Source organism: Pedobacter aquatilis, assembly GCF_032678405.1.
In the GTDB taxonomy this organism is placed as follows: domain Bacteria; phylum Bacteroidota; class Bacteroidia; order Sphingobacteriales; family Sphingobacteriaceae; genus Pedobacter; species Pedobacter aquatilis_A.
Window position 1 is genome coordinate 211,618 of the sequence record NZ_JAVTSJ010000003.1, and the last position, 11,804, is coordinate 223,421.

At 37.8% G+C, this 11,804-nt stretch carries 12 protein-coding genes; 1 reads left to right on the plus strand and 11 read right to left on the minus strand.

The window, feature by feature from the left end:
• Window positions 1-193: 193 nt before the first annotated feature.
• The 11 genes from R2R71_RS10185 to R2R71_RS10235 form a co-directional block, all read right to left on the minus strand.
• A complete protein-coding gene (locus R2R71_RS10185) occupies window positions 194-1,438 on the minus strand; it encodes an NAD(P)/FAD-dependent oxidoreductase (protein WP_316831174.1) in 1,245 nt (414 codons plus the stop codon).
• A gap of 96 nt (window positions 1,439-1,534) precedes the next feature.
• Window positions 1,535-2,581 carry a cyclopropane-fatty-acyl-phospholipid synthase family protein gene (locus tag R2R71_RS10190; protein WP_316831175.1) on the minus strand — a complete coding sequence of 349 codons (1,047 nt, stop codon included), beginning with the start codon at window positions 2,579-2,581 and terminating at the stop codon, window positions 1,535-1,537.
• Window positions 2,568-2,699 (minus strand): hypothetical protein, encoded by a 132-nt coding sequence (locus R2R71_RS10195; RefSeq protein WP_316831176.1) that lies wholly within the window; start codon window positions 2,697-2,699, stop codon window positions 2,568-2,570. Before R2R71_RS10195 ends, R2R71_RS10190 begins: the two co-directional genes overlap by 14 nt.
• A complete protein-coding gene (locus R2R71_RS10200) occupies window positions 2,683-3,489 on the minus strand; it encodes a DUF1295 domain-containing protein (protein WP_316831177.1) in 807 nt (268 codons plus the stop codon). Before R2R71_RS10200 ends, R2R71_RS10195 begins: the two co-directional genes overlap by 17 nt.
• A gap of 58 nt (window positions 3,490-3,547) precedes the next feature.
• Window positions 3,548-3,877, minus strand: coding sequence for a DUF1475 family protein (locus tag R2R71_RS10205; RefSeq protein ID WP_316831178.1), 330 nt, complete (start codon window positions 3,875-3,877; stop codon window positions 3,548-3,550).
• Window positions 3,878-4,080: 203 nt separating this feature from the next.
• Window positions 4,081-4,809: an acyl-CoA desaturase gene (locus R2R71_RS10210; RefSeq protein ID WP_316831179.1), complete on the minus strand. Its 729-nt coding sequence runs from the start codon at window positions 4,807-4,809 to the stop codon at window positions 4,081-4,083.
• Window positions 4,810-4,965: 156 nt separating this feature from the next.
• On the minus strand, window positions 4,966-5,463 hold the full coding sequence (locus R2R71_RS10215) for a phosphoheptose isomerase (protein ID WP_316831180.1): 498 nt from the start codon (window positions 5,461-5,463) through the stop codon (window positions 4,966-4,968).
• Between the two features lie 70 nt (window positions 5,464-5,533).
• Window positions 5,534-6,088 carry a hypothetical protein gene (locus R2R71_RS10220; protein ID WP_316831181.1) on the minus strand — a complete coding sequence of 185 codons (555 nt, stop codon included), beginning with the start codon at window positions 6,086-6,088 and terminating at the stop codon, window positions 5,534-5,536.
• 110 nt (window positions 6,089-6,198) lie between these two features.
• Entirely contained in the window at window positions 6,199-6,432 is a 234-nt protein-coding gene (locus R2R71_RS10225; protein WP_316831182.1) for a hypothetical protein, read from the minus strand.
• A 106-nt stretch (window positions 6,433-6,538) separates the two neighbouring features.
• Complete coding sequence (locus tag R2R71_RS10230) at window positions 6,539-7,321, minus strand: GLPGLI family protein (protein ID WP_316831183.1); 783 nt, start codon at window positions 7,319-7,321, stop codon at window positions 6,539-6,541.
• Between the two features lie 2 nt (window positions 7,322-7,323).
• On the minus strand, window positions 7,324-10,113 hold the full coding sequence (locus R2R71_RS10235; RefSeq protein ID WP_316831184.1) for an outer membrane beta-barrel family protein: 2,790 nt from the start codon (window positions 10,111-10,113) through the stop codon (window positions 7,324-7,326).
• A 349-nt stretch (window positions 10,114-10,462) separates the two neighbouring features.
• On the opposite strand from R2R71_RS10235, the gene bla reads away from it, so the two are divergent.
• A complete protein-coding gene (bla, locus tag R2R71_RS10240) occupies window positions 10,463-11,332 on the plus strand; it encodes a subclass B3 metallo-beta-lactamase (protein WP_410478223.1) in 870 nt (289 codons plus the stop codon).
• Window positions 11,333-11,804 lie beyond the last annotated feature (472 nt).

An 11,804-nucleotide genomic window follows, 5' to 3' on the forward strand; every position in this document is an offset into this window, starting at 1 on the left:
CATCGACTAAAGCACGGCGGTAATAAATAGGCTTCTTGTCATTCTGAGCATAGCGAAGAATCCCTAACCTATTAGCACAAATTTGATTCAACTACCACCTAAAATACCCAATCAAACATCAGCATTTAATCGCTTGCAGATTCTTCGTTCCTCAGAATGACAGCCATATTAAATCACTTTTACATCTAACATTTTACATCTTCCCACACAACTCCACTGCACTCTTATAAGCATCTTCATGAAAACCATATTTGAAATAACTTCCACAATAGTAAACAGGGCCGGTTTCATTAAGTTTGTGGAGCTGCGCCTGTGCCTGCATCGCAGCCACATCAAATAAAGGATGGTGGTAGTCGATTTCCTTAATTATTTTATCCGGATTTAAGGAATCTGTTGGATTAATCGACACGAAATAATTGGTTTTCTTTGAAACACCTTGTAAACTGTTCATCCAGTAAATGGTGCTTGGCAATAATTTATCGCCATCCTTTTCTACCCGATAATTCCAGCTACTCCAGGCGAGCTTCTTTTCGGGCATCTGCTTTTCATCAGTATGAACCACCGCTTTATTTAACTGGTATTTAAACTTCGAAAGCAACTCTGTTTCCAATGCAGTTTTATCTTTTACGATTTCGAAAGTCTGGTCGGCATGACTGGCCATAATCACCTTATCAAACTCAAACCGCTCCCCTGCGGAGTTTTCTACTTCAACCTTTCCATTTTCCAATCGTTTAACGGCAACAATTTTATTGTTGATCTTAATTCTGTCCCTAAAAGGTTCAATCAGTTTCTCGCGATAGGCCTGGCTCCCGTTTTGAAGCGTATACCATTGATGCTGAGTGTTCAACCCCAAGAAACCATGGTTCTTAAAAAAACGGATTAACGTTACCGCCGGAAAATCGAGTATTTGCTCCATAGGTGCACTCCAGACTGCCGCACTCATGGGAATAAGGTATTGCCAAAGCATATCCTCGCTATAACCAAATTCTTTAAAAAACTTCGCAATTGAGTAATCCTGATAAGCCGGATGATCCAGAATCTCAACACTTTGTTTGTTAAAACGGTTAATCTGCATCAGCATTTTTAAATAAGGAATATTGAAAAGGTTTTTCCGCTGTGCAAAAAGGTGGTTCAAACTTGAACCACTATATTCAAGCTTTTTAGGCAAAAACTGAACACTGAACGACATATCCGTTTTCATTACGGGTGCATCAATTTCAGCAAACATTTCGGTCAGATTAGGATAAGTTTCATAATTAAAAACCATAAAACCGGTATCAAGATAAATGGCTTTGCCATCTTCTTCAAGGGTAATGGTATTGGTATGGCCGCCTATATAATCAGCTTCTTCAAAAAGTGTAATGTCGTATTTATGCTGCAGTTTGTGGGCACAACCCATACCTGCTATTCCGGAGCCAATGATGGCGAGTTTATTCATGATGGAAAATGTATAATGGACGATGGAAGATGTGTAATGGATGATGGAAGATGTATAATGGATGATGGCTGTCTATTACTTCATCCATCTTTACATTTAACCTTTTACATCACTATTTATTTTTTCAAATAAATAGTGGCAAACCATCCACTCGTTTCCTTTATTGTAATTAAAAAGTTCGGCACACGACATGTAAAACAACCTCCAGTAAACCCACCACTTAACCGCCTGGTCTTTGCCATAGGTATTTTCAAGGATGGGCATAATTTCCTTCTTATGCTTATCCATATTGCTCAGCCAGGCTTCTGATGTTTTACCATAATTGGTACCATTTACTACCCAGTGCTTGTCAATCTTCAGGTCATCATTGAAATAGAAAAACAAATGGTTCGATGGCATAATCCCCCCGGTAAAGAAATACTTACTCATCCAATCGGTTTCATCAATTACCTCAAACTTGTAAGCCAGGGTTTTGTGGGTAAAAATATGAACGAACAACTTACCATCAGGCTTTAAAAACCCGGCAACCTTATTAAGCAAAAACTTATAGTTGCGCATGTGCTCAAACATTTCTACAGATACAATCCTGTCGAAAGTATCGGCAATCGTGAATGTATTCATATCGGCTGTTAAAACCGTTAAGTTTTGAATGCCCCTTTCTTTGGCCGTTGCATCGATAAATATTTTCTGCGTTGCAGAATTCGAAACCACAGTAAAGGCACTTTCCGGGAATTTAGCGGCCATGTACAAGGATAAAGAGCCCCATCCGCAGCCGAGTTCTAAAACATTCTGCCCCTTTTGTAGATCGGCCCGCTTACAGGTTAGTGCCAGCATATCATCTTCCGAAGTATCAATATCTTTAACCCCGGGCTTCCAGTAACCACTGCTGTATTTTAAGTTTTTGCCCAGGCAGTACTGAAAAAACTCGGTTGGCAGCTCATAGTGTTGTTCATTTGCTTCAGCAGTATTTACCGCTATCGCCGATTGCTTCAACTCGGCAACCAAATCCATAAATTTCTCTTGCTGTAATTCCTCATCGCCTAAGGTTTCATCATCAAGCCTTTGCTTGCAAAGTTTTCTGATACCCATCCGCAATGCGGTATCGGGAAGTTTATCGTTTTCTAAAAGTTTATCGTACCACATATAAATGGAATTGTAAGATGGTTAATGTATAATGGAAAATGGTTGATGTACGAAGTAAAATGAATACCGGATTTGCAAAGCCTGTTCTATCATCCAGTTCATCACTGCCCTTTTCCATCCTTTTTCATCCAGGGAAAAAAGGAAGAAGTGGTTTGCTGGTATTTTTTGTAAGCTACCGGTTTGCTCCTTAAGTTTTGTTCTTCGTTGTTAGGAACACCAGTAACCCTGGTTAATAAGTATAAAATGATTGCCGGACTGATGATGGCTAAAATGCCCCAGGGCGATGCCAGCGCAAATATGAAATATGCCATCCAGGTAATCCACTCAAAAAAATAATTGGGATGACGGCTGTAGTACCATAGGCCAGTATCACAAACTTTGCCCTTATTTGCCGGATCTTTTTTAAATGAAGCGAGTTGCTGATCAGCAATCATTTCTCCAATAAATGCAATTGCCCATATGGCAAGGCCGATATATTCTAAAATTGAGATCTGATTAGCGGTATTAGCAGTAATGATGAAAAATGGAATTGCCAGCAGTACATTTGAAATTGCCTGAAACTGGAAAAACACAAAAAAATTGCGATTAGCCTGGACGCCCCATTCCTTACGGAGTTGCTGATACCTTCCTTCTTCCTCTTCTAAATGCCCGATAACACGCTGCCACAAATGAATACCTAACCTCAGTTCGGCCAGCATGAATATTGTACATATTATGATTTTTCTCGTCTCAAATCCTTCTGATAAAAAAAAAGTGATCAGCGTAATTACCGGAAAGTTCAATGCCCAGAAAACATCTACAACACCGGCATTTTTAATTTTTTTTGCCCATAGCCAGACTACTGACATAATGGTGCAACAGGCAACTAAGGATAGAAGAGCAATAAAAAAAAGATGTTTGTAATCCATTTTAAGGTTTAGGGTTTAGGGCTTAAGGTTTTTAAGATCTTTGGTATTCCAAAAACCTTTACCTTTTCACCAGCAATTCTTTAACACCTTCGCCATCTTTTAGTTTGAACAAATGAACTAAAACATAGGCTAAAGTTGCTATACTACCTAAACATACGAACAAAACCGTAATAGAGATTTTAAGAATAATACTTTTTTCCTTATAAAACATCCAGAGCGTGATAATAAAGATGTTTGCATAAAAATCCCACAACGTTGCACGCATCCACGGGATGTTACCCAGAAAATCCCACTCTTTGAATAAATTGCTTTCCAGTGAAGTGGAGATTACTTTATAACACATAAAAACTAACAGTGCCGAAAAAACGAGTTTAAGAAAGTTGATCATTTAAGGTTTGTATTTTCTTAAATATACGGAAATCCTATCAGCTGAGATGTTGCAATGGTTTACTTATAAAATAAAAAAAGCCCGTTAAATAACTGGCTCTAAAAATATTATATGCATTTATTTGTGTCTCACTCCAGCATCTTGATACTTGTATCTTGATAATTGATACCTGTGTCTTGCTACTAGATACTAAACACCAGACACTAAACCTTCCTGATCTTAATAATCTTCATCCAGTGCAATACTTTCATCACCGGATAAGTAGGATCAAACTCCCACCATTTAGTTGCAAAATTCGGACTGTTTGGTTTCTTATGATGGTTGTTCTGAAACAACTCTCCCATTAATAAGAAATCCCAGGGTAAAGAATTTTTGCTATGGTCGTCGTTATCATGATTAGCATAACCATATTTATGGCCGCACCAGTTTACAATAGCACCATGTAATGGTCCCATTAAAAAGTGAATAGGCAATAAAATAAATAACCACCAGTGATTAGCAAACATAATGTAAAAGCCGATATAAAATAAACCGCAGCCAATTCTCCAGAACCATGAATCACCTATCCGATCAACGATAGGCCACTCCGGATAGTTACCGCGAAAAGCAGGCTCAGGCTCTATTTTGAAATGCAGGTAATTCATATACATGTTCTTGGTTGCAATCATCATCCCGAAAACATCTTTAAAGAAATGTGGCGAATGCGGATCTTTTTCCGTGTCGCTGTAAGCATGGTGCATACGGTGTAAAATGGCATACGCTCTCGGATTTAAAAAGGACGAACCTTGCGAAATCAGTAAAACCAAATAGAAGAATCTCTCCCAGAAAGGCTCCATTTTAAACATCTTATGCGATGAGTAACGGTGGAGAAAAAAAGTTTGGCTAAACAGCGATAAAAACCAGTGACAAAGAAAAAATATGAAAATAACCATGTATAATATGTATGCTAATATTAACGGAATTAGCTGTTGTTTAGTTTTTTAAAGGGTTCCCTGTTATTCAGATTCGTTTAAAAATCGTGCAAAGATAAATAAAAAAGGCACGAAAGATTACTCAATCGTGCCTTTTCTTTATGTTAAATGAATGTATTACCTGCCGAAATCGTCCTGAACCCTTACAATATCGCTCTCATCCGATGGATTTGATGCATCTGTATGTTGCCAGATTTCTGCAACTACACCCCAGTCTTCTAAACCGATTAAACGATGGCGTTCGCCTTGTTGTAATTTAATCTGGTCTTTCGGTGCATATTTTTTCACTTCACCTTCTTCGTCAGTTTCGCTGGTTTTAATACCCACAGTTCCTGTTACCACTTGCCAGATTTCTGCCCTGCGGTGGTGATATTGCCACGAAAGACGTGTATTTGGTGCTACTATTAAAATTTTCGGACTTAATTTACCGCCGATTTTTAAACTCTCTACATCTAATCCGTCAAAATAAGTATCAGCAAATTGTTGTGCCTGTGCTTCATCAATAACAAAGAAACCTCCCCATGGGCGGGTCTCATCGCGATTTACTACATTAAAACCTTCAATTTTTAAGCGTTGTGCAACGTTATCGAATATTTCTCTTTTGTCGTTTTCCATAATGGGCGTAAAAATAGTGCTTTGAAATTAAAAAAGCCCTTTCGGGCCTTTATTTTTTATAGTCAAAATGCTATTTAATTTCTGATACTGCAATATCAGTGGCCTGGCCTACCGATTGCACAATTAACGGAAAAGCGGCATTGTTTAAAATCCATAATTCCTGCTTTCCATCTTCACTTACGACATGAAAAACATCAACTTCTTTACCGCTAATTTTAAGGGCCGCAGTTTCAGGCGATTTTACCTTGAAATTTACACCGCTGTAAGTAAATGCCTTGGTGTCGCTTAACGTTTTAAATGCCGATTTAGAAATAATGCCAAAAGTTTCCTTGTCTGATAATTTAGTAACCCCTAAAGCAGGCTGTGTAACGGCAAGAAGTTCAGTTGCACTTTCAAAAGCTTTAGCGCTCATTTCAAAAGCGCCTTCGCCATAACCATCTACCGACCAGCCAATACTTACCGGCGCAGTTAAACTTTTAATGGTTAATATTAAAGGGAACTCCTGTCCTTGCACGAATGCACCGGCATACATTACGGTTCCGGCTTTAATTTCAGGGACGGTTTTTTGTGCTTTAACACCTAAAACAATGCTCAGGCAAAAGCAAATAGCGATAATTTTTTTCATGATGATTAGATTTTTATTGAAGATAAAAATTTATGGGCAGATTACGAAGGGCATAAAAAAAGCTTTCATTGTTTTAATAATGAAAGCTTTATTATATTTTGCGCAGCAACTTAGTTTGCCGAGATGTTCTCTAAAACAGTTTCAATAAAAATTGACTTGCCATTATTCCAGGTTTGTGGAGAAGACATGTCTTCGATAATATTTCTAATCTTATAATCAGGAATGTTGCCCAGGTCTTTAAATTCGGTAACCAGACTATATGAATTCATATCGCCGAAACCTCTTAGTTGTTTAACCTTTTGCAAGAAAGTACTTAAGTCAGATTTTCTTTTTGGATTTTCCATATAGCAAAAGTAGAATTTACACTAATTAATCATACAGTAAAAACACCTTTTTTACATTTATTTTTATTGACAAAAGTCAATTATTTAAAATAACAGGAGATTTACCTCAAAACATAAAGACTTTTACCTCCGACAACGCCTCAGGGCCCCAGTTTTTTAAGGCGGCAGTAATGATTGCACTAAGCCCTTTGTTAGTGGTTGGCTTTCCCTTGGCTGGAGGAATTAAATCTTTCTCAGGAACCGCAACTTCGCTTACTTTTGTGGCAAACCAGGTCATGTTTTCATGCGGCAATGCCAAACCCAAAATCATTCCGGGTAATCCGGTAAAAGATTCAGGACCTCCTGATACTTCGATCTGGTTGGTAAAGTAAGCAACCACGTAAATCGAATCCATAATCAGGGCATTCGCCCTGCGACAATCATAGCCCGCAATTTCCCGGGTCTCATCGGTAATTTTCCAGTTTATTTTACGAAGACTATCCTTAACCAGATAAAGTTCCTCATAAACACTTTTCTGGCTTAAGCTGGTCTGCTCATCAAAATTGGTCGCAATTGTATTTTTCAGATCGGCAAATGCATCTCTGGCCAGCCACATATTACTTATTGTTTCTTCACTTGGTGCCCATTTATAGAGGCTTTTATTTTTAGAAAAACTAAGGGTACTTTTCGAAACCTTAAACTGGGGATTTGTTTTTTTATACTGTTCAAATGCAGGCAAATAATAGGTTTCGTTATCCTTATTAATTTTCTTTTTAATAATGGCATACATATTTGAACGCTTTTCAAATTCAATTACACCGTGATCAACAAAGTGTGCATTTTGAGCAAAAAGCCTGTTGCCCGAAAAAAGCGCAACAAAAAGGAAAATATATTTTAAGAGAGTTTTCATCGTTATTTTTGTGTTTTAACACCACCCATTTTAGTAAAATCCCAGCTTACCGAGAACATGAAATATCTTTTAATCGTGGTATAGCTGCTTTGTGTTATGTTTCCGTTGTAGGCAGTCCTGTCAAAGCCTACATTCTGATTTAGCAAATCATTTACCGTTAAGGATAGTTTTAAGTTTTCTGATTTGAAAAACTTTTTAGCAAATGATGCATTCCAAAGCAGACGGGTAAAGGTTTCGTTAAAGGTTTGTGTTGTTCCTTTATATTCGTATTGTGCATCCGAATTAATTTCGAATTTGGCTGGCAATTTTACGCCTCCTGAAAGATATCCGCTCAAACCCCAACCATCACTGTTACCAAGCGTACCAATACTCGCCCTCGAAATAGTATAGGTCGGCCCAAAACGGCCATAAAAACTATATTTCTTATCAACATATTTAGACAGGCTGATCCCTCCCTGGTAGCTGTAATTTTTTGTATTATTTAATTCGCTGTTGATATAATTATACGATGAACTTCCATCAAGCCCCAGATTAAGCCCCACACTTAAATCAATACCTTTAATTTTTCGCCCGACATCGGCATACAAGTAAAAGTTTGCAGGTGTTTTAGCCGAAATATTAGCCGAACGGATGGTACTTTTCCCCGTTGATGCATCGGTAGTTACATCACTCACAATAGGATTTGTAGTAAAACTGTAAGAACCACCAAGCCATATAGACTGATCGCTCAAAACCTTATATGAATTATAATTACCGCTAAAAGTACTTCTGAAAGAAGGCCTTAAATCAGGGTTTCCAAGTGAAATATTTAAAGGGTCGGTATTTATCCGGATGGGCTGAATCTGCTCTAATGTTGGCTGATTCGTACTTCCGTAATAGTTAATCCTTAACGATTTCTGCTGAGAAAACCTATACTGGTAAGAAGCCTGTGGCATATAGTTTATAAAATTCCGGTTATACGTACGGTTGTTATAAATATCGGCCTGTTTAAAGTTTACACCACTTAACTTCGAACCAAAGTTAATAATGGTCTTTCCTTTTTTGTAATTAAAGATGGCGCCCCCTTGGTTAATCAGCTGGTCAAGCTCATAATTGTTACTAAACTGGGTATCTAAAATATCGTAGTTTCCATTTGCCGACTGGTTAAATGATTTCCGGTCTGATTTACCGTTCATTACATTTAAACCATAATTTACAACAAGGGTGAAGGTTTTGGATAAAGGTTCGGTATAAACCAAATTTGAACGGAAGGCATTACTGGTAATATCATTAACCTTATATTGGTTAATTAAACTATCGCGGACACCCGTTGTACTGTAAAATTTATTATCCGAATTAAGGTAACCATCGCTGTTGCTTTTGGTAATGGATTCGCTTAAGCTAAGTGACACCGTACGCCCTTTCTTTTTAAAACGTTTCGATAAAAGAGCACTCATGTTAAACAGCTGATCATCCACTTTATTTTGTAAGGTTCTTTCGGTTGAGTTTAACATTGCATCATTTCCGTCCCTGCTTTCCGTATTGTAGTAATTGAAAGTATTACTTTCTTTTAGGGAGCCATCAACACTCACTTTTAAGGTTAAGGTAGTATCAAGCTTAATTTCGTAGGTGGCATCTAATTTCTGACGGAACATATCGTTATCATTGTACTGATCAGCCACGGTATTGATAACGCCCGTTGATAAGTTGTTCTGGCTGATGGTATTTCTATCGCCTTTTACCCTGATCGAACCGATTTTATAATTCGTATTTAACGATTCTTTATCCTTATTCCATTTACTGTCGAAATGTAATCCTCCTGTACGGGCAACGGGAATCCCCTGGCCATTGTATTGCCCGTCGTAACGGTCAAAATCATCGTTATCCCCACTACTGAAATACATATAACCTTCATCACTCACATTCATCGATGTACCACCGTATTTATCGCGGTCGTCCCAGCCTAAGCCAACAGTTCCTGTATTTCCCAGAATGCCATAGGCCGAAAACTTCTTTTTACCCCAGAATTTATTGAACATGCCCTGTCCGGTGTAAAACTCGTTTGTACCAATCCCCCCTTGAAGCTTACCGAAGTAACCGTTTTTCTTATCCTCTTTAAGTTTAATATTTAACGTTTTTGCCTTTTCACCATCATCAACACCTGTAAAACTCGCCTGGTCGCTGGCTTTGTCGTACATCTGCACCGATTCTACCATATCGGCTCTTACGTTTTTGGTTACCAGCGTGGGGTCATCGCCAAAAAACTCCTCACCATCAACCAGCACTTTCTGGATTTTCTTACCCTGTGCCGTAATCTTTCCATCCTTATCAATCTGAAATCCGGGAAACTGCTTTAACAAGTCCTCTACTTTCGAATTCGCCTCAATATTATAGGCCTTTGGATCAAACTCAGTGGTATCGCCCTTAATTTTAATGGCATTCCTGTTTCCTTTTATAACCACATCTGCTAAAATTTTAGCCATCCCGGTTAAATTTATGTTTTTAAAATCCTTAGCAGTATTTGCCGAATCAAGCGTAAAAGGTTCAACAAAATCAGCATACTTAGGATAGGTAATTAGCAGGATAAATTTTCCGGCTTTCAGCCCGCCAATTTCAAATGAACCGTTCTCTGCCGATCGGGTAAATTTGACCAGTGTGGAATCTTTCGCATTTAAAACGGAAACAGAACTTTTGTAAAGTAGTGTGGTTGAGGCAGTATCGATTGTTTTGCCTTTAATCGTGTGCTGGGTTTGCGCTTTCAGGTATGAGGATATCAACATAAAAAGGCACACGGCGAGAAGTCGTTTTGTCATGAAGCTTGTTTAGATATTCCGACTAAAATAACTAATATCCTAGTTAAAAAAACTGCCTAACATTTTTTTTACCTGAAAATGAGAGAGTGATTAAAAATTGATTTGGAGGACAAGAAAACAAAAAATGTGACCGTAAAATTTACGGCCACACCACTACAATTTTCCCTGATAATTAATCAATAACCAGGATAAGGATTCTCAGGCCCTTATTATCTTTAATATGCTATCCGCTTAACTGGAATGCATTTTTTAAAATTTGCTCCAAAGTATTACAAAGAATACGTTTTGAAAAGAAAATAAAGGAAATTAACTCTATTATGTATCTTTGAATATGCCTTTAAAAATCAATATTCAAAACTTCTGTAAAGCAATATTTTTTGCTTTTCTGATCATCTTAAACAGCTTTATCACATCTGCCCAGAGCGTAAAGGAACCTACCGATACACCTGCAGAATGGTCTAAAACTTATAAACCCTTTCGCATTGCGGGAAATTTATACTACGTTGGCACCTATGATTTAGCTTGCTACCTGATTACTACATCGAAAGGAAACATTTTAATTAATACAGGCCTGGCAAATTCAGGAAAAATTATTGAAGACAACATTAAAGCTTTGGGTTTTAAACTGGCAGATACAAAAATTCTACTTACCACGCAGGCACATTACGACCACATGGGCGCAATGGCACTTTTAAAAAAGAAAACCGGTGCAAAAGTGATGGTTAACGAAGCGGATGCGCAGGTGATGAAAGATGGCGGAAGTTCTGATTATGCATTAGGAAAGGGAGTACGGACTTATGCGCCTGTCAATCCCGACAGGTTATTAAAAAATAACGACCTTATTACCCTTGGCAATACCACGCTGAAAATGCTGAACCACCCGGGACACACGAAAGGCTCTTGCAGCTATATTTTTGATGTTAAAGATGGCAAAAAGACCTATAAAGTGTTAATCGCAAACATGCCGACCATTGTTACCGATAAGCCCTTTGCGGAAGTTAAGAATTACCCAAACATCAGCAGTGACTATAATTACACCCTTAAAGCAATGAAGCCATTGAAGTTCGACATCTGGTTATCATCGCACGCCAGCCAGTTCGAGCTTCATAAAAAACATCAGCCAGGTGATCCTTACAAGCCTGAAGCATTCATCGATCGGCAGGGTTATGAAAATTCGCTGGCAGAACTACAAAAAGCATATAATAAGAAAGTGCAGTGATGGAAGTTTTACCGTTTTAGTTCCATTTCTTACCATAAAAAAGCCTATTCAGAATGAGCTTTCGCATTGTGAATGCTATGCAATGTAATACTGTTTTGCAAACAGTTTGTCTTATTAAAAACAGCTATATGCTCTTCAAAATCACAATATTCATTTTGGTTAAAGTAATTCCTCACTAAGGATCAAAAATGTATTGTGTATAAAAACAAAAATATCGCAGTACAAAAAACTTTAAAAATCCCGGGTTAATTAATAGGTTCAGTCGCAGATTAGTCGGGTTTTGGTCGGGGTTCAGACGGAATTATGACAATTCTATCCGACCAAAGTCCGGCTAAATTGCGAATAAAATTGGTGTTAAAGGTTATGACAATACAATTGATTGTTTAACTTTAGGTAAATCAAGTGATGGGCTTAATTAGAAAAATTATTTCTCAACAGATTATTGAATATCAATTAAAAGGAATTAAAATTT

Excerpts from the sequence above, each read along its gene's own strand:
- R2R71_RS10185 (WP_316831174.1), bottom strand. The coding sequence starts at position 1,438 with ATGAATAAACTCGCCATCATTGGCTCCGGAATAGCAGGTATGGGTTGT.
- R2R71_RS10190 (WP_316831175.1), bottom strand. The coding sequence starts at position 2,581 with ATGTGGTACGATAAACTTTTAGAAAACGATAAACTTCCCGATACCGCA.
- R2R71_RS10195 (WP_316831176.1), bottom strand. The coding sequence starts at position 2,699 with ATGGAAAAGGGCAGTGATGAACTGGATGATAGAACAGGCTTTGCAAAT.
- R2R71_RS10200 (WP_316831177.1), bottom strand. The coding sequence starts at position 3,489 with ATGGATTACAAACATCTTTTTTTTATTGCTCTTCTATCCTTAGTTGCC.
- R2R71_RS10205 (WP_316831178.1), bottom strand. The coding sequence starts at position 3,877 with ATGATCAACTTTCTTAAACTCGTTTTTTCGGCACTGTTAGTTTTTATG.
- R2R71_RS10210 (WP_316831179.1), bottom strand. The coding sequence starts at position 4,809 with ATGGTTATTTTCATATTTTTTCTTTGTCACTGGTTTTTATCGCTGTTT.
- R2R71_RS10215 (WP_316831180.1), bottom strand. The coding sequence starts at position 5,463 with ATGGAAAACGACAAAAGAGAAATATTCGATAACGTTGCACAACGCTTA.
- R2R71_RS10220 (WP_316831181.1), bottom strand. The coding sequence starts at position 6,088 with ATGAAAAAAATTATCGCTATTTGCTTTTGCCTGAGCATTGTTTTAGGT.
- R2R71_RS10225 (WP_316831182.1), bottom strand. The coding sequence starts at position 6,432 with ATGGAAAATCCAAAAAGAAAATCTGACTTAAGTACTTTCTTGCAAAAG.
- R2R71_RS10230 (WP_316831183.1), bottom strand. The coding sequence starts at position 7,321 with ATGAAAACTCTCTTAAAATATATTTTCCTTTTTGTTGCGCTTTTTTCG.
- R2R71_RS10235 (WP_316831184.1), bottom strand. The coding sequence starts at position 10,113 with ATGACAAAACGACTTCTCGCCGTGTGCCTTTTTATGTTGATATCCTCA.